Below are 18,178 nucleotides of genomic sequence, written 5' to 3' on the forward strand. Positions count from 1 at the left end.
TGTACAGACTGGGGACATAGTGAACACCTGTGCGGGGACATGGTGAACACTTTTCATTAGACGGCGTTCGTGCTGGCCAGGTCAATCACCAGGCAGCGATGGTGGGCAAAGAACACCTCATAGCAACCATCCTTGCCAGGCTTGGCCCGGATGCCCACCCGGTGGCGATGCAGGGCATTGCTCAGCTTGTAGCGCCTGCCCCTGAACCGCACGATCCCGTTCCAGTCGACCGTGCGCACTTCGTCTTCGCTGGTGTACTCAGGCGGGCTCAACTGCTCAGGGAACTCCCTCTTGCTGGGGCGGTAGCGGGTGACCGGCGTGGCTCCGTTCAGTGCCTCATGTGGGCGCTGTTGGTTGTAGACCGTGCGCCAGCCATCCAGAGCCTTCTGTACTCTCTCCAGACTCTCAAAGCACCGGCCCCTGAGCACTTCAAGCTCCAGCGTGCGATGAAAGCGCTCGTCCTTGCCGTTGGTCTGCGGGTGGTAGGGCCGGCTGTGGCTCAGGCGGATACCCAACTGCACCAGCCACACCCCCAGCGCTGTGAGCTGGCCCGGTGCGCTCGGTGAACCCCAGGGGGCGCCGTTGTCGAAGTTGATCTGTGCTGGCAGGCCGTAGCGGCGAAACACCTGTGTCATATGGGCCTGGACGACCTCGGTGGAGGTCCTGCCACAGGCCTGCAGCGCCAGGTTGAAGCGCGAGTGGTCATCCAGGATGGTCAGCGGTGAGCAGCGCCCCTCGAACGTCTCAAAGTGGCCCTTGAAGTCGGCTTGCCACAGCGCGTTGGGCTCTGTGTGCTCAAACCGCTGCCAGTGCCCGGCGGCCTCGCTGGCCTCGGGCGTGATCAGGCCGTGGCGCTTGAGGATCGAGGTGACGGTGCTGGTGGCTACAGCAGGCCCTCCCAGGTTCTGCAGGCGCCATCTGATCTTGCGGCTGCCCCAGGCGGGGTGTTCGCTGCGCACTGCAACGACGGCAGCCTCCACTTCTGGTGATGAAATGGTGGGGCTGCTCAAGGGCTTGCGTGAGCGATCTGCCAGCCCCTCATGCCCTTGCTCTTCAAAGCGGTTGAGCCACTTGTAAGCAGTCGCAGGGCTGATGCCAAAGCGCCGGCACAACTGGCGCCGGTTGGCGCCCTCTTGCCGAGCCAGTTCGATGAATTCCTGTCTCAGGTTCATGGTGTTGCGAGCCTTCCATGGCATGGGGACCTCCGGCGAAAGTTCGCCCAAAGTGTTCACCATGTCCTCGCACACCTGTTCACCATGTCTCCGGTCTATACACGACGCAAGAGAAAGTTACTGCGCCGCCGGGCGCACATCCCGGCTCCCGCCCCCAACAAAGGCACGCGGCCACTACAGAACACGCCCCGTGAAATCCATCACAAACCAGGCAATGCGATCCGAACATGCATCGGCGGCGACGGCAACAAATGCAACCCAAGCCGTGAACAAATTCACCGCCTCGCCAATGCATCACAGCTCGGGGCGGTGACATCCAGGGGGACTGCATGGAATGATCGCGCCCAGGCTCTCGAAGCCCTCCACACCAACCATCCATTCAGACCCCATGAAACGCATCCTCATCCTCGGCGCCACCGGCTCCCTCGGCCGCCATGTGCTCGAACAGGCCGTCGCCGCCGGCCACCAGGTCTCCGTGCTCGTGCGCAACCCCGCCAAGCTGCCCACAGAAACCCGCGCCCTCATCACCGTGCACCAGGCCGACCTCGGCCAGATCGCCACGCCGGACCTGGCGGCCCTCGTGCGTGGCCACGACGCGCTCATCAACTGCGCGGGTATGGTCACCGAAGGCCAGGTGTTCGTGGACCTGGTGGGGCACATCGCCGAGGCGGTCGAATCCCTGCCAGCCATGGAACGGCCCGTCTGCTGGTTCCTGGGCGGCGCTGCGGCGCTGGACATCGGCAACACCGGCCGCAAGGGCGTGACCCTGCCCAAGGTGCGCGACACCTACTGGCCGCACGGCAAGAACTACGAGCGCATCTGCGCATCGCCGCTGGACTGGCGCATGCTGTGCCCGGGGCCCATGGTGGAGCAGCCGGCACTCGGCCAAGGCCGCATGCGGATCTCCACGGAACACCTGCCCGTGCACATACCCGGCTTGGCACGTGCGCTGCCGGCCCCGCTGCTTTTGCTGGTCTTCGCGTCCAGGATTCCGCAGATGATCGTGCCCTACGCCGATGCCGCAGCGCTGATGCTCGCGCACCTGGAGCCCGCTGACGCGATGTCACGCCACCGCGTGGGGCTGGCACTGCCCGAAGGCATGCGCGGCAAGAAGGACACCTGGGCCGCCCGGCCGGCCGCATCATCATCAGCAGCAGCATAAGGAATCTGGGCCGAAAGCAACGCCTGCCAGGCCCATCCGCCGCAGACGACCCCGCCTATTGGAGCGACAGGTTGAAAAAATACCTCTTGGGTTCGTCCCTGTAGACGCGATCCCAAGGGTCGCGCTTGAGAACCACCGCCGTTTCGCTCCATTGAAGGACATCCTCAATGCGCCAGCCTTCAGGGGTCTTTGCCAGCACGTATCGGTACTGGAAACCGTGCTCAACGCCTTTTTTCGCGTAATTCGGCACCACTTCATCCGGCTTGGGACCTATAGCGTCCCGCATCACCACTTCGATGACGGAACGAGTCTCCGTTTCCATGTGAACCTTCTTGATCTGCCGGTCAATTTTCGTTTTCTGACAGCCACCGAAAAGGGACTGCCGGGCTTTGAGTGGATCGCCGGCGAGCAGAAGGCCGAGAGAGTTGCGGAACTCCGTGACTTCGGATGAGAGCTTTTGGCACGTACGGTACTCGTACTCTTGCTGCTCATCCAGATAGGCCCACCAGGACTTCAAGGCAAAGTCGGGGGTTGACGTATCAATCTTCGGCACAACTGGACTGGGAGCACCGCCAACAGCTACCGCAACGGTATCTTTCAAGCTCGGCGAGTTCGGCGACTCAACAGGCGCCTTGTCCGAGCACGCCGTCACGGCCGCAGCCACGAACACCCATCCGACCATCTTTTTCTGCACGTTGGTCCCCATCTTCTGCTCCCTTCAGCAGGTTCAATTGCAATACCGCGCGGAAGCGCGTTTGCCCCATGGGCTGGCGCATGTGGCCCCGCCCGGCCCAAATCAGACACGGCAATCGGCTCCCGAGTGGTCACCAAATGCCTGACGGGAGACGGGCACACGGAGTCTTGCAATGCCCACGGTTCGGCACCGCAATGCAAAGCACCTTGGCAAGCGTGCCGAGCGCCTTGGCTATTTGTCTATTTGCCAGGCTCAAGCAGGAGCGGTGGAAGCACGAACATGCCGCGCAGCGTGTCGCTGGAAGCATATCCGTTCCAAGAGGCAACCCATATACGTTCCGCCTGATCAATTTAGCCAGTGCGCGCAGGTGCTGCGTACTTCGGATCTTTTAGCCATCCGTTCCGGCACCGTGGACGCCGAGTTCGGCACCATGAGTGGAGGAAAGTAGATTGCCGGCGAACTCCTCCTAGAGGAACTGTTGTGGCAGTGGGCTAGCTAGACTTGCGCTATCGGCCAAAGCAGTCTGTGACGGGAGATGAAAGCGGACGCTCGGTTTGCCACTTTTCGTCTGAAGCCTTGCCCGAGTTGGTGCCTACAAGGACCGCCATCACCACCGGTCAGCTGTTGGGGAAAAGCGGGCTCCAGTTGACTTCGGATCCGTTGAGTTGAACTTTACCGCTGCCCCAAAATAGTGGGAGGCTTGCTTTGGGGATGGAATGGGAGAAGCCGTGCGTCAGGCCAAGTCCATGCATTCCCACTGAGGCGCGCTCGATCTTCTCTGGCGCCCAAGCAGACCAGCCGGCGGTCACTTTCATGGCATCTACATAGTTGCTGAAAAGCTGGGCTCCCACCGTTTTTGAGAATGCAACAGCGCGTGCAACGTCACCGTGCGACATGCCTTGCCCTTTCAGGGCCTCAAAAACGTGTGGCCGCAACAGGGCACTCTCAGGTCCCGCGTCCCTGATGGACGACAGTGCGAATGATGGGTCTCTCATCTGCGCGAGCAACTCTGGCTGAGCGATCTGCAGCACGTCAGAGCAGTGGATCTCTACGTTTGGCAGCTCATTATCGTCTAGGTACCTGCGCAGCAGTGCCTGGCCATAGTCGGTGCCGACGGCATAGGCAAGCCTGAAACTCGTTTCACGCAGCAGTTCAGGCACCTGCAGACGAGCAGTCTTCAGCTTGGAATCGCGCCTGCCCAGCAAGCTGTCGATGATCCCCATTGCCTCTGTTCCCGACCATAGTCCGTCTTCAAAGAGCACCACACGTCGCTGGCCACCGATTTCGATCGCAGCCGCAGGTGACGGGTGCACCTTGCGGCCAATGAATCGCTTGTGAAGCATGTTGCCCAGCACATCAGCAGATTTGAATCCGCCCCGAGGTTCGCGGCTGACGCAGATAGCCGCGTCAGGGTCGACAGTCATATTGAACAGTGTTTCGCTCAGGGCAGCACTCGATGTCAGCCTGACCTGGCCAAGTAGCGCCTTGCCGATCCAGCCATTGCGGTCAAGACGCACGAATTGCTGAAGCCAATGCTCCACGTGGGCACGATTGAGCGACGCGTGTGACCATTGTTGCGCCATAGAAGAGGCAGCGCTCACAACGTCCAAGCCGCTTCCCGTGATGAGCGACTTGACCAACGGGTTGCCCCGATTCTCTCGCGCAGTGAGGGAGGCAGCACTGGTGATTCTGAGGTCGAACTTCAGCGGGACCTTGAGTGCTGGCAGTTCAAGAAACCTAGCGATCTCGCGTGTTGCTACTACTTGGCAGCCTTCATTGGCCTTGCGCGCTTCGAGTACCCACGAAATGACTTGATTCTGGGCCTCTTGCATCACGAGGTCCGGGTTTACCGCGTATGCGGTGACCATCGCGCCGATCAACTGCGGATGGGCGTGAGCTTGGATATGGACGAGCACATCCGCAAGATGCCGCGGCTCGCAGAGGATGAGCACAGGACGCATGGGTCTGGTGCCCTTACAGTGTCGATGGTTCGACCAGGCTGATCCAGGTACCTGCAGAAATGTTGATGGCCTGCAGTTCGCTCAGGGTCATTACGTCGACCGCGCTGTGCAGCAGCTTTCGCATCCTGGCCAGCTCATCACTTGGTGCGGTTGATTCTGCTGCGTCGGCCGACAAGGTGCGTGAGCCTCTTGCGATGAGCTGCGCAATTGGCTGCTGCTCGATCGCAGAGTACAGCTGAATCGTAGGTGGGCGTACCGGCCTTCCCACTGGCCTGGCCAGACGCAAGATTTCCGCTACGCGTGACGCTTCGACACCAGCCTGTTCAAGCTCGGACTTCAGGTGGCTGGCCACCTTTTCCGTACGCAAGATCTCCCACTTTTTAAGAAGGTTGACGGCATGCGCGTGTGATTTGCGCAGTCCTGGAATCCAGGCCCTGTAGAAGTCCTCTGTCTGGCTTGCAGCGGCAAACAGGTCCTGCAAGGAGTGCTCATTGGCAAAGTCGCCAGCCCATTGCTGATATTCGCGGGCCTCTACTCGGCGCAGGCGCACGGCGTGTTCTGCCACTGGCGCGTCCAACGGCGACACCATGACCACACCAGCCGGCGTGGCGGTGACTATGCAATCGAGTTTGGGGTTGGAGAAAAAGCGCCACAGATCTGCGCCGGAGACCTCGCGCTCGTGCTGAGGGGGCTGCAAGGGCCGCTTGGTGCTTGCGTTCGATGAAATGATCTCGTAGACGAAGTCGTTGGACTTGGCGGCCGTAGTTACCAAGCGAACGTGCTCGCTCAATTGGTCTTGCACCACAGATCGCAACCCACCGAAATCTTTGGTGTTCTGCGGAGCCAAGGCGTCATTGATGAGAATGCCCAGCTGAGAGCCAAGGATCACGGGGCCACTCGCGGCGGCACGCAGCCCAAGTTCCACAGCAATTTTGGCGATGGACTCGCCAGGCAGGATAGTCAGCATATCAACACCTCGTACGAACAAATCACCTCAAGCGAATACGCCTGAGGTGATCTATGGAAAATGTTCTGGATTGAGGCACAGCGGGTACGCTGCGGAAGGCATGACCTTCTGTCGCTCGACCTGTGAAAACCACAGCCGTTCGTAGCCAAACGGGAGCTTTTGATCCAAGGCACCCTGGGGAGGATCAGCATTCCAGGAGTGGAGTTTTCGCGAAAAACTCAGAATCGAACCCTGAAAAGGGTGCTAGCAGCCGAAAAGATAGAGGAAGAGATCCCGTATCACTCGTCGAATGTCTGCATTTTCCATACTTTTTGCTGGTCAGTCAACACTTCGACGACACAACCATTTGACGCAAAGCGAGTTTTGAGCTTGGGATTCGGCCGGCAGCTAACCGAACGTCGACATGACCTCCTCCCAGATCGAAATTAGTCGGCGTCCTCATGCGGCCCGCTCATCCAGGCTTGGGCGGGCCGCAAAAGCTTTGCGCGCAAGAATGACGATATCCTGGGCGGTCGTCGGTGGCGATGTTCTGTGCGCCGACACTACCTCACACTCCGCGAGAACAGATCATCTCGCGCCGGCCATTGCAGCTGCCTGGCCGTATGCCGCACCACCCATTCGGCTTGCTCGCGCGAGCACCAGCCCTTGCCCAGCAACGCCTCGAACACAGCGTTGAGCGTTGCCTCCTGATTCCCGTTGAACTTCTCCAGCTTGCGCTGACAGTAGGGAATCATCTGCTGGACGAGATCCTCACAGACCTCGTAGGCCTCGTGGGCCTCCGAGGGTGAGGTACCCACCGCGTAGTAGCGGCCGTCCTCCTGCACCATGCTCAGCTTCGGCTGCACGCCGCCGAGTGCCGACTGCATGGCTCCGATCGGAAAGTCCTCCGGCACGCCGGGATACAACGATCTGTCGACTGACATTGGAAGCTCCTTTCACATACATGGCGGGCCCGCTCGCTGCCTCTGCGGGTCCCGATTCCTCTCAGCGCCCATAGACTGCAGCCCTCATCTCTTCGTAGGCATGAAAAAGATCGGGCCGCATCAGCGAGATGCGCCTGGCAGCAAGTTCACTGTTCACCCGCATCCGGCTGGGATATTGGCCCGAGGCCAACAAGCGCTGAAACGCGGCCTTCAGCAGTTCGTGGTCAGTCCGGTATCGCAACTCAAGCCGGCGGACCTCGCACGCACGGTTCTTGCGCACGATCTCTGCGCACTGCGTCGGGAACCAATACTTGAGGACGGCACTGGTGAAGCCGACCTGCTGGGCGATGGCCTTCAACCGCCGGTTGTCGTGGGGGTCGGCCAAAATCAATGCCAGCTGCTTTTCGATGTCTTCGCGCTGCTGAAATCCAATAAAGGGATTGGACTGGCGCGGTTGGACCGGCGCGCAAATGGGAGTCTCCCGGCTAACGTGCTCCAGGACGTCCGGCAAAAACATAGCGGATGGCATGACGCCAACGCCGTAGCAAAGCCGAAGCAAGACAGAAACGGATGGCCTTTGGACTTTGCCGAACCAGTGGTTCAAGCCGTAGATCCCCATCCCGACAGCGCTGCAAAGCCCCACCTTTCCTGAATCCGAGAAGTGATCCACGAGCACATTGACGTTGTGCCGGAACTGGGCCAGGCTACCGCGTGCCTGTAGAACCTGGCGCTTCGCCACCAGGTCCTCCAATGCGATCGCGCACCAGATCTCAAACTCGTCCTGCGCGGGCTCCAAGCGCGTCGATTTTCCTGGTGGAAGACTCACCATGGATGCCTGGCACTCACTGCACACCAGAACGCTGGGCAGCGTTGGAATACTGGACTGTAGTGACCCGCACGCAAGGCAACGCTCCAGCATCACCGCCTTGTGCCTGGTACACACTCGATAGAACTCAAACGACCACACCAAGGGCCGGTACGGCCGCCGTCCCGACCGCAACTGTTCACAAAGACAGAGGGGACACCAGCGAGGCTGCTTGGCAAGGAGACCCACCCCCTTGCGCGCGAGCAGATGAGACAAGGGAAGAAGCGTGAGCTCACTGCAGGTCCGCTCGCCGGTAACGTCGCCCAGAACCTCAACGAACAGCTTGGCATATCCGTCCATCCCGTTGGCGGTCAAGCTGTGGTTCAGATAGAAGCTCGCACCAATGTTCATGAGGCGATGCTCTGGCGTACTCCTTATGAGGTGCGAGATGAACGGACGGGGATTCACACAGTGCGCATGGGCAAGTGCGAACATCCACGAGAGCATGGCCTCAGGGGCCTGCGGCTCGCCTTCAGGCGCAACGCTGTAAAGTGAAGGCCTTGATGCTCCAAGCACCTCGCCATTGTCGATATCAAGCTCTTTAGGCATTGGGCCCTCCGCGGACTGGATCGCGTGAAGGATTGCGCTCACCGATGCGGCGCGCCCCTCGGCCCTCGCCGCTGCTTGCCTTCTTCTTGGGTGGATCAATGGGCGGCGCTTCCCTGGCGAAGACCCTTTCGAGATCCTCGAACTTCGAATCCACCAGGAGGGCCTCGCCGGAAAATGCATCGCGGGCCATCCATGTGGCGGAATTGTTGTGTGGAGCGTGCTTCAGAATCAGCTTCTCATCCATGGTTTCACCGTCGAGCAGCGCGGTTTGGTAGGCGCGCAAAAGCGCCTCCTTCAGCGCCCCAATGCAACCGATGGTTCTTTTGTGAAGCTCGGCCAATGCGTCCTCGCTCAGCGCGGGGATACGCTGCTCAAGTGGCATCTGCCCGAGGAAGTTTTCCACAGCCGCGAGGAAGAATCCGTACTCCTCTGGATCTTTTTCCTCGTAACGCCGAAAGTGAATGATGTGCTCGCGCATGAGCCAGACAGAAGGAACGCACTGGCGCACCACGTCATAGCTCCCCACCAAGACGAAACGGGTGTTGGTTTGCGACGCAAGATCGGTGAGCATCTGCTGGCTGGAACGGCAGGAAGCACGGTCCCCTTCAGGAAACAGACGCTCCGCGCGGTCTATCAACACCACTTTCGTGCGGCGTTGCTGCAGGCCATTGATGGCTCTGAGCATCAACATGTCCACTGTCTTTTCCTTGAGGACTGGAGCCGTTGGGGTAGCCAGCATCCGAAAGCTCTGCGGATCCATGAACATACGTTCGTCGAACAGGCGCTCTCCACAGCCTTGGAGAATCAGCTTGAGAAACGTGACCCAGTAGGTCTTGCGAAGCTTGCCGGCGTGGTTCGGCGCATCGATCAAGATGGAGGCCGGGCTCCTCTCCGCGTCGGCAGGCATGTGCCCATCAACCGCATTGGGCTGGTAGTGCTCCCAGATCCTGCGAGCCAACAAAGACTTGCCGACTCCGGTAGGACCGACTACCGCCACGATGCGGTGAGCGGAGGAGCGGTCAATACAATCAAGTGCAAACTGCCGCGAGCTTTTCAGATGCGCATGGGCAATGAGCTTGCGGTCGAAGTAGTCGCACTTTTCTTCGGCGCTGGCGGACAACAGAGCGGGATTGAACAGGGGGTCGATCAACGGCATTGTCAGAAGTCCTCCAGAATCTCAAACTTGTAGTTGCTTGGCAGTTGGGGCAGGTCGTGCCCCTGGCCACGAGGGAGCTTTTTGTTTGGGAAACTCAAGACATTCGTGACGTCGCTCGCGGGCACGTCGATCACGTTCCCATCCTCCACAGCACCCCGCTGTATCCGGTCGCGCTTGGCCTGCAGTTCGCTTGCCAGCAATGACTCGGTCGCCTTCACCTGCTCATTGAAAGCCCCCAGGGCATCTGCCTTTGCCAAGGACCGTGCGTAGGCGCGCGAGTTGTTCACACCGATTTCCAGGGAAAGCTGCGCAATCTCCTTGGCCGAGCGCCCAGCGAGCTGGTCTGCATACATGCTGATTCCTTCAATCCAACCGTTGGCCCCCATGACGAAGGCATGCGAAACATCGAACGGGTCATGCCGCACTTCCAGGTCTTGCCCAACGTAGGACCGCAACTCGTGGGCAAAGAATTCGATCGACTGCGCCTTGAATGAGGAATTTTTCTGAATCCTGGCAGTCCCCTTGGTGGTGGTCGGCAGGGTTGCGATCACGAAGTTACGGTCGTAGACGATCCACGTATGCCTGCGGGCGCCGGAGTGCAGCAACCCGAGCTCTCGGGCTTTGAGGGGGGACAGGCCCAGAGCCGGGTGCTCGACCACGTGGTACACCGTGTCCAGATAGCCCTGAAAGGCGGCGCTGAATGCCCGCAGGTTCCAGATAGCCAGTTTGCGTGGATCGTGGGATGGAGACATCCTGCGCGGATTCAGCAGAGCCTTGTTGTTGCCCATCAGGTTGTGAATGAACTCCTCGTTCGTAAGACCGAAGAAGCGCTCGATCACGTTCCCAAAGCGCGGTTTGCTCTTGGGCCGCAGGCGCTTGTTCACCCCCAGGAAGGCCAACAAGCGGTCAAAGTGGCTGCTTATGAAATCGCTGCCGTGGTCCACGATGATGGTGCTTGGAAGACGGCCGTGCAGCTTCACGCAACGCCGGATCACCAACATGCAGCTGCGGTAGCTGGGCGGATCAAAGAGCAGTACCCAGGCGAGGACTTCCCGGACGTTTGAGTCCATCATCACCGTGAGCCAGGCCTTGCCCATATTCACACCCGTCTCCTCGTCGACAAACTGAAGGTCCATCTCGGTGTGGTCGATATGGGCATGGTCGAATGGCCTGGTGCCATGCTTTGGGGTTTCCCGCTTCAGGCTCAGGAAAGGCAGCTCAAGGTCATAGCCCGCCTTCTCACCCTCCCGGGCCTTCTTGAAATCCTCGGGCGCGAGCAGGCGCTTGACCTCGGCCATGAAAGTCTTCTGGCTCGGTTCAAGAACTCCGGCCGCAGTGCACTTTTTTCTCGCACTGATCCAGCAGTTGACCAGCCCCTTGGCCGCAGGGGAAGTGACCTCGGTTCTGATCACCTCGTGCATGATCTCTAACGTGCGGGGGTCCAACTTGCGCAGGCGGTTGCCGCGCTTGCGGATGGCGGGGAGCAGACCCACAAACCCGTTGCCGTACAGCGCCAGACCATCACGCTCAAACCGCCGCCACTTGCGCAACGCACGGTCGGAGGCGGAGTAGCGCTTCTTGTCGTCTGGGCGGCTCTCAGGATGCAGGCAGTAGTGGCGATACATGGCCTGCTCCACTTCTGCACTCGTCGCTGAAGCCAGCAGGGCGTTCGCGGTCGCGCGCCGGGGGTCGGCCGTGAGCTCGTTGGCTGCCACCAGGTTTTCAGCGACCAGCACCTGGAACTCCGACAACGGCATGTGTTTGATCGCAGGGCTCTTTCCAGACCGCATGAAGATCTGGCTTTCACCGACGTTCACCACTTCCCACGGCTCCCCGTCCCAGACCACGGTGGCGCCAGGCTCCACCGCTACCTTCGAGACGGGGTTGGTCTCAGCCGGCACCTCACTGAGGTCAGCCAGCCACTGGTGGCGCGAATCGAACAGCGCCTGCGAGCTGAACACCCGGACATTGCGCGACTCGTTCATGAGCGATGCAACGCTCAGGTCGACGAACAGCTTTTCGTCAACGATCAGTTTGTGGACAACATCCGCGGTGAGCACAGGGTCGCTGCCCACCAGGTCGACCAGCCAGCACCATCCGAGTTCGCGCATCTGATACCGGGCCAGCTCCAGCTGCTCATCCGTGGACGGCGGGCATTCCTCCAAGAAGTAGTCGGCCAGGTCGGCGATGTTCTTCCCCTGGATGGGGTCGCTGTCAGCAGAGGACCACACAGCAAACTGGAGTCCCACCTCCTGTGCGTAGCGCTCCGCCGGCGGGCAACGCCAAACGCCTTGCTCGTCGCGGACGAAGTCGTGCCTGGCCTTCTTGGTCTGGTCCTGGAGCCAGCCCTCGGCTTTGCATTCCACCCACCCGATGAAGTCCTTGGACAGGACGAAGAAGTCCGGCGTGTACAGGGTGGCAGTCTTCCTGCCGTCGGCCCGCTCGTAGATCTTTTTGATCTTCGGAGGCTGGTCATAGAACTCGTAGGTCACCTTGTCGTGGTCCCACTCGTAGAGCGCGGCCAGTTCGGTGCGCATGGCCTCGGCCTTGATGACCCGGCGCCTGGGCAATGTGCTCACCACCACGGATGCGCTCAACAACGTCACCACCAACACCTACGATGCGTTGGGACGACTGGCCTCAAGCGATGGCCCTGCCTCGCCAATGACCCGGTTTGTGCGCGACGCGCACGGCAACGCCATCTCCGTCACGGAGGAAGGCGGCTATTACGATGGCGGCAACCGCGTCACCCTGACGAAGTACGACAGCCACAGCCACGCGCTGCAGGTCACTCGCGTCAGCGCGGATGCACAAGGGAACAGTACCTCCAGCAGCAGCTTCCAGTCCTTTGACGCCCGTGGCCAGGTCTCGCGCCAATGGCAAGTGGTGCAAGGCAACTCGGGCGCAACGCAGACCTTGTTCAAGGGTTTCAAGTACGACGCACTCGGCCGCACGACCCACACCTACACGCCGGTCGGCATTAGCAGCCTGAGCGCCAGCTCCGCTGCGCTGGCTGCCCAGCAAGGCGCTGGCTTCGTGGACCAGGACCAGGAGTACAACGCCTTCGGCGAAGTCATCAGCCGAGGCACGAACGGCTACGAGGCTCGTGAGACTTATCTCTATGACAACGGAGGAAACCTGGTGCGCAGCTACGCTGCGGGGCAGGAAGCCGCGAGCAGCGGCAAGGGTGCACTCGTCACGTTCACTCTGTACGACCTGCTGGGCCGCCAGACGGTATCTATCGAAAGCGATGGCGAGCATGGCCTGAGCGAGGTCCTGGACGCACCGACCGCCGATGCTTTGAGCCACGCTGACGTGCGCCGCACCGACTACCAGCGCGATGTGCTTGGGCGGGCCGTGCAGATCAAGCTCGCGCTTCGCGAAGGCAATGGAGGTGGTGCTGCGACCCGTCCAGCCGTACTCCAGACGTTTGACCGTTGGGGTAACACACTCAGCCAAAGCGATCCACGCTCGCCCGACTGGGTCACGCACTACCAGTACAACGCCTTCAATCAGGTCGTTCAGCGCGTGCAGCCCGTGGTGGGCACCCTGGGCTCTGGCGAAGGTGCAGGTCAGGTCACGCCCACCACGGAATACTTCACCGATGCGCTGGGCCGCCAGATCGCCGAGCGCGATGCCAACGGCAACCTCAATGGGAAGATGCTTGATGCTGCCGGTCGCATCACGCGTGAGATGCACGCCGATGGCGGCAACGTGAACTACGCCTACAACTCGTTCGGTGACCGCACGCAGGTGACCGACGCGATGGGCTATGTCACCAAGTACACCTTCGACCAGCAGGGCCGCCAAACGGAGATCATCAACGACTCCCTGGAAACCTATGCCTTGAGCGGCGACAACGTCGTGAGCCAGGGCAACCTGCAGATCAAGACCAAGATCGTCTACGACCAGGCTGGCCGTGTGCTGAGCAAAACCAACGGCGCCGGAGAAACCACGAGTTTCGAATACGACGCTCGCGGCAATGTGATCGCCACGACCCAGCCCCTGGGGCAGGTCAGCCGTGCAGCCTATGACTCGCAGGGCAATGAGATCGCAACGCAGAACCTCAATGGAGACCTGACCCAGGCCAGCTACGACGCGTTTGGACGCATGCTCAGCCGCACCGACATCGGTGGCGCGACGATCAGCTTCACGCATGACCATGCAGGCCAAGTCACCAGCAAGACCAGCAGCCGCGGCCAAGACATCGACTACCAGTACGACAACGCCGGCAATCTGCTGCACGTGACGGACAACGCAACGCAGACCGTCTCGCACTATGAGTACGATGCCCGCGGCTCCCGCATCTTCGAGCAGACACAGAAGAACGGGGAAATGCTCCAGAACCAGACGCTGGGCTATGACGAGCTGGGCCGCCTGACACGAATCGATGGCATCGACGGCATCAGCGTCATTCGCACCTACGATGCGGTTGGCAACGTCATCCAGCAGTACGTCCAGAGCAACGTGCCCCTGCCAAGCACGACCGAAGGCATGAAGCTCAAGGACGTGGGCAAGGCCTGGACCCAGGTGGACACCAAGACCGAAGTGGTGATCGACCCGGCCACTGGTCAACCCAAGGTCGACCCTGTCACTGGTGCGGTGGTCACCCGTGAAGTGCCAGTCTACGGCTGGAAGGACTTCAAGCAACTGCGCAACGACATCAGCACCGAACAGGGCAGCCGTACGACCCAGACCCAGTACTTCGCATACGACGAGATGAACCGCCAGATCCTGGTGGACGGCGCGGTCAACAACAACGCGAATGACCAGGCCAACCTCACGGCGGATCAGGGCCACATCCTGACCTATGACCTGAACGGCAACCGCACCAGCGACACCTACTTCGGTCGCCAGGTCGTGGCCACGGCTCGGCCATTTGCCCGTGATGAGAACGGCAATATTCTCCTCGACGAAAACGGCAATCCCCAGTACGGCTTCGTGAGCGACCGGGAGAACGAGGGCAACAGCGGCAGTGGCAACGGAGACGAGGCCCTGGGAGCCACCTACTACAGCGCCCAACTGGGGGCTGTCACCCAAACCTACACTTATGACCGGGGCAACCGCATCAAGACGGTGAGTCAACGGTCGGTGGATGCCCAAGGAGCGCCTACTGGCGCCTCCAACCTGCTCGACACCCGCAAGTACGATGCAGCCGGCCGCTTGATTCAGACCGGACCAGACGGTGGCATGGACGCCAACTTCGTGCGAGCCCTCACGGGTGAAAGCCTGGCCGGCAGCGGTTTGGTCACCAAGAAGAGCCACTTCAACGCCAACGGCCAGCTCGAACGCATGGAGGTCTTGAAGGCCGACGGTAGCTTGAGCTACAACGTCTACTACGACCAGCAAGACGCCATGGGCAACGTCACGCAATACCGCGTGGTCGACCACAAGAACGTCACCCAGACCTATACCAGGACGTACGGAAAATACGACGGGTATGTGGAGACGGCCGTCCACGGCGTGCGCTCGGACAACACGAGCCGCCCGAGCGACAGCGCCAGCACCTACGACGTCAACGGCAACCTGATCAAGGTCAGCGAAACCCACTGGCCCGAGGACAACCCGAAGGCAACGGCACCGCTGGCCAACCTGGAACGCTTCTTCAGCAACGACACCAACGGCATCATTCTGAAGAAGGAACAAGAGGGCAATGTCCTCAAGCAACTGGTGGTCAACAACAACGTGGTCACCAGCTACGGCAAGGGCGTTGACAGCGACAAGCCTTACGACGAGAAGGGCAAGACCAATTACGTTGCCCAAGGCGAGTTCGGCCTGACGTTCAAGGCCATTAACAGCCGCAGTGCAGCTGGCAGCACCAACTACACGATCCGTGATGGCGATACCCTCAGTTCTATCGCGCTGAACGTCTGGGGTGACGCCAGCCTGTGGTGGAAGATCGCCGATGCCAACGGTCTGGCAGCCACCGGACCAAACGACGGACTGACCAAGGGACACACCGTCACGCTTCCGGGTCAGGTCGGCGGCGTGCACAACAACGCCGAGACCTTCAAGCCCTACGACCCGAGCGAGGTCGTGGGTGATACCACCCCGAACATGCCTGCACCGCCCCCTACGGGCAAGGGCGGATGCGGCATCATCGGCAAGATCATCATGATCGTGGTGGCGGTCGTCGTGACGTTCTTCACGCTGGGAGCTGGCACACCCGGCGTCATGGCGGCAATTCAGGCAGGTGCGACAGCAGCCTTCAGCGGTACGGCTGGTGCATTGGCTATGGCCGGTGCAGCAGCCGTAGGCTCAATCGCAAGTCAGGCGGTGGGGATCGCCATAGGTGCGCAGGAGAGCTTCAGCTGGAAGGCAGTTGCCTTGTCTGCCGTCAGCGCCGGCGTCTCCGCAGGTGTTGCGTCATTCATGCCCACCAACATGGGGATGCTTGGTACAGCGCTTTCGTATGCTGCCTCCAATGCCATTACGCAAGGCGTGGCAGTGGCTACCGGACTGCAGAAAAAGTTCGACTGGAAGGGTGTTGCCGGCGCAGCTGTAGGTGGCGCGGTGAGCGCTGGCGTCGGGCAGATGCTCGGAGCCTCAGCCAACACCATGTGGGGCGCAGGCCTCAGAAGCTTTGCTAGTGGTGTCGCAACTGGGCTTGTGGGAGGCGGCAAGGTCTCGATCACGCAGGTGGCCGTGAACGCCTTTGGCGCCGCCATCGGGCAAGGACTGGCTAACACATCGCCGACGGCACAAGAGGCTTTCCGCGCAAGCGAACTCAAGGAACAGAAGGCGGACACGACGCCGCAAGAGACCTTCCGAATGCTGGAACTCCAGCAGCAAAGTGCCGGCACGACACCGCAGGAGACCTTCCGGATGCTCGAGCTCCAGCAGCAAAGTTCCGGCACGACACCGCAGGAAACGTTCCGTATGCTTGAGATACAGCAGCAGAATGCAGAAGCAGGATCGTTGGTGGCAGGAGGCGGGCTTAGCTTCGCTGATGATCGTGCTATGCGCAACGCTGCGCTTGATCCGCTTGGTATCAGGAATATGGGGCCTCAGGCAGCGGTGACTGCAGTTGAATCTGCCCCGAGCAGTGCACCTGCACAGCCCGCTTCCTACAAGGTGGTGAAGGGGGATAGCTACGCAAAGATCGCTCGAACTGTGTACGGAGACGAACGTTTTGCTGGGCTGGTGATGGCTGCTAATAAGGTGGACACGACCTACAAGAACGTTCACACCCTGCAAGTCGGAACGGAATTGAATCTTCCAAGCTTGGAGGGTTTCGATTCAGACACCATCGCGGGCTTTAAATCACAAGGCGGCAAACTTATTTCGGCTGATCAGCGCATCACCGATGTGCTGACCGCACAACGAGCTCAAGATGTCGCCAACCGTGCTGCGCAAGCGCAGGCGGCCACTGCAAATCCTGCTACGGGGCCCTCAGTGCGTGATGTTGAAGGCTATGGACAGGATTACACGGCTCTTGGCCGAGACATCAATTCCATCAAAGAATTGATCGAGCGCAAGGTGTTGACGCCTGAGCAGGGGGCCGCGATGTTGACGTCGTTGCCGCGGGCGAACATGACTCTACGTAGCGACTTCGAAGTATCCACGGTGCCGGCGAATGCCCAGCAAATGTCTGCATGGGATGGCGTGGCGCGCCTCTCTCCCGTAGACAACTATGCGCGGGGCGGGTTGAGTGTTGGCGAGCAGGCTCGACTCAACAGTCTAGATTTTAGATATGGACAAAATCTCTCACAATCCTTGGCGATCGCTCCCCTTGCCAGCCCGCCCGGCCTGATCGCTACCTCGTTTGTGTCCGGATTTAACTTGGGCGCGAATGTTATGCAGGAAAATTGGAAGGGCGCTGCTTGGAACGGAGCTGAGCTTCTTCTGAACTTTGGTGCTGCTTCAGCGCTTCAAAAGGCTGGATCACTCGTGAGTGCTGAAACCCGAGTCCCGGTCAGTGCACCGCTAGAGGGTGTATCGCCGCAAGAATGGGTAACGTTATTTCATGGTACAAACGCTCGTGGCGCGGCCTCTATTAGAGCAACGGGCATTGATCTCGCGCAAGGGTCACCATACGCAGATTTTGGGAGAGGCTACTATATGACTATGTCGAGGGAGGAGTCCCTAGCTTCAGCCATGCGACATGAAAGGTTCAGCCCCGGATCTGGCCCATATGAAGTTTTGGAATATAGAGTTCCAAAGTCAGAATTTAATTCTCTATCAAGAATGACTTTTGGTGAAGCTGATAGCGCCTGGCAAGAGTTTGTTGTTTATCATAAGACGAACGGCTTTAAAGCGGACTTGCTTCATGGAGGAGAACGCTACGATGTGGTCACTGGGCCGCTTTATAAGGGGGGGCTGCGCTCCTCTAGCGGCCCTTACCCATTCACAGACAGGTCGCCACAAATCAGCATTCACACTCAGGAAGCGGCGGACATGTTTAACATGTATTTGAAGAAATGAGTTCAGAAAATATTTTTCCGGAGAACGAGGAAGTTGCAGGCCTCTTTGAAGAGGCCGGCAAATTTCTTATCGATAATTTTCATTATTCACAGGCTGATGCGGCGAGTGTTGTAGATAGCTATAAAATCAAATGCCGTCAGGCAGCCAATAAAGAATCCGGCGTCGGAATTTTCCATGATGACGATTTTTTGCTTCACGAAGGACCACCTTCAGTCGCTTTAATTGCTTATTACTTCGTGATCGTCAAGGGCCCCTCGGATTACTCGTCTTTTGTGGCTTGGCGAAAAGAATTTCTGAAGGGATAA

11 protein-coding genes are annotated in these 18,178 nt (G+C 59.8%); 3 read left to right on the top strand and 8 right to left on the bottom strand.

Translation table 11 applies throughout. The features are described 5' to 3' along the window. Window positions 1-56: 56 nt before the first annotated feature. Entirely contained in the window at window positions 57-1,196 is a 1,140-nt protein-coding gene (locus VGO04_RS09400) for an IS481 family transposase (protein WP_327495676.1), read from the bottom strand. Window positions 1,197-1,560: 364 nt separating this feature from the next. Between VGO04_RS09400 and VGO04_RS09405 the strand changes: the two genes are divergently transcribed. Beyond that, on the top strand, window positions 1,561-2,334 hold the full coding sequence (locus VGO04_RS09405; protein WP_327495677.1) for an NAD(P)-dependent oxidoreductase: 774 nt from the start codon (window positions 1,561-1,563) through the stop codon (window positions 2,332-2,334). A 55-nt stretch (window positions 2,335-2,389) separates the two neighbouring features. Here VGO04_RS09405 and VGO04_RS09410 read toward each other — a convergent pair whose 3' ends face one another. The 7 genes from VGO04_RS09410 to VGO04_RS09440 all read right to left on the bottom strand — a co-directional run bounded on the left by VGO04_RS09410 (window position 2,390) and on the right by VGO04_RS09440 (window position 12,055). Continuing rightward, a complete protein-coding gene (locus VGO04_RS09410; protein WP_327495678.1) occupies window positions 2,390-3,040 on the bottom strand; it encodes a hypothetical protein in 651 nt (216 codons plus the stop codon). A 605-nt stretch (window positions 3,041-3,645) separates the two neighbouring features. Then, on the bottom strand, window positions 3,646-4,989 hold the full coding sequence (locus tag VGO04_RS09415) for a phosphoribosyltransferase-like protein (protein WP_327495679.1): 1,344 nt from the start codon (window positions 4,987-4,989) through the stop codon (window positions 3,646-3,648). A 13-nt stretch (window positions 4,990-5,002) separates the two neighbouring features. Beyond that, on the bottom strand, window positions 5,003-5,956 hold the full coding sequence (locus VGO04_RS09420) for a hypothetical protein (RefSeq protein ID WP_327495680.1): 954 nt from the start codon (window positions 5,954-5,956) through the stop codon (window positions 5,003-5,005). A gap of 542 nt (window positions 5,957-6,498) precedes the next feature. Next, window positions 6,499-6,879, bottom strand: a complete 381-nt coding sequence (locus VGO04_RS09425) for a hypothetical protein (RefSeq protein ID WP_327495681.1) — start codon at window positions 6,877-6,879, stop codon at window positions 6,499-6,501. 61 nt (window positions 6,880-6,940) lie between these two features. Then, window positions 6,941-8,293, bottom strand: a complete 1,353-nt coding sequence (locus tag VGO04_RS09430) for a TniQ family protein (RefSeq protein WP_327495682.1) — start codon at window positions 8,291-8,293, stop codon at window positions 6,941-6,943. Continuing rightward, a complete protein-coding gene (locus tag VGO04_RS09435; RefSeq protein ID WP_327495683.1) occupies window positions 8,286-9,449 on the bottom strand; it encodes an ATP-binding protein in 1,164 nt (387 codons plus the stop codon). The genes VGO04_RS09430 and VGO04_RS09435 overlap by 8 nt, the downstream gene beginning before the upstream one ends. A 2-nt stretch (window positions 9,450-9,451) precedes the next feature. Continuing rightward, a complete protein-coding gene (locus VGO04_RS09440) occupies window positions 9,452-12,055 on the bottom strand; it encodes a Mu transposase C-terminal domain-containing protein (protein WP_327495684.1) in 2,604 nt (867 codons plus the stop codon). On the opposite strand from VGO04_RS09440, the gene VGO04_RS09445 reads away from it, so the two are divergent. Together VGO04_RS09445 and VGO04_RS09450 are read left to right on the top strand one after the other, a co-directional pair. Continuing rightward, window positions 12,000-17,873 carry a DUF3990 domain-containing protein gene (locus VGO04_RS09445; RefSeq protein WP_327495685.1) on the top strand — a complete coding sequence of 1,958 codons (5,874 nt, stop codon included), beginning with the start codon at window positions 12,000-12,002 and terminating at the stop codon, window positions 17,871-17,873. The genes VGO04_RS09440 and VGO04_RS09445 overlap by 56 nt on opposite strands. Continuing rightward, window positions 17,870-18,178: a hypothetical protein gene (locus tag VGO04_RS09450; RefSeq protein WP_327495686.1), complete on the top strand. Its 309-nt coding sequence runs from the start codon at window positions 17,870-17,872 to the stop codon at window positions 18,176-18,178. Before VGO04_RS09445 ends, VGO04_RS09450 begins: the two co-directional genes overlap by 4 nt.

The sequence above is a fragment of the Ensifer sp. genome (assembly GCF_035999185.1).
Taxonomy (GTDB): domain Bacteria; phylum Pseudomonadota; class Alphaproteobacteria; order Rhizobiales; family Rhizobiaceae; genus Ensifer.

Excerpts from the sequence above, each read along its gene's own strand:
- VGO04_RS09405 (WP_327495677.1), top strand. The coding sequence starts at position 1,561 with ATGAAACGCATCCTCATCCTCGGCGCCACCGGCTCCCTCGGCCGCCAT.
- VGO04_RS09450 (WP_327495686.1), top strand. The coding sequence starts at position 17,870 with ATGAGTTCAGAAAATATTTTTCCGGAGAACGAGGAAGTTGCAGGCCTC.
- VGO04_RS09410 (WP_327495678.1), bottom strand. The coding sequence starts at position 3,040 with ATGGGGACCAACGTGCAGAAAAAGATGGTCGGATGGGTGTTCGTGGCT.
- VGO04_RS09420 (WP_327495680.1), bottom strand. The coding sequence starts at position 5,956 with ATGCTGACTATCCTGCCTGGCGAGTCCATCGCCAAAATTGCTGTGGAA.
- VGO04_RS09425 (WP_327495681.1), bottom strand. The coding sequence starts at position 6,879 with ATGTCAGTCGACAGATCGTTGTATCCCGGCGTGCCGGAGGACTTTCCG.
- VGO04_RS09435 (WP_327495683.1), bottom strand. The coding sequence starts at position 9,449 with ATGCCGTTGATCGACCCCCTGTTCAATCCCGCTCTGTTGTCCGCCAGC.
- VGO04_RS09445 (WP_327495685.1), top strand. The coding sequence starts at position 12,000 with ATGACCCGGCGCCTGGGCAATGTGCTCACCACCACGGATGCGCTCAAC.
- VGO04_RS09415 (WP_327495679.1), bottom strand. The coding sequence starts at position 4,989 with ATGCGTCCTGTGCTCATCCTCTGCGAGCCGCGGCATCTTGCGGATGTG.
- VGO04_RS09430 (WP_327495682.1), bottom strand. The coding sequence starts at position 8,293 with ATGCCTAAAGAGCTTGATATCGACAATGGCGAGGTGCTTGGAGCATCA.
- VGO04_RS09400 (WP_327495676.1), bottom strand. The coding sequence starts at position 1,196 with ATGCCATGGAAGGCTCGCAACACCATGAACCTGAGACAGGAATTCATC.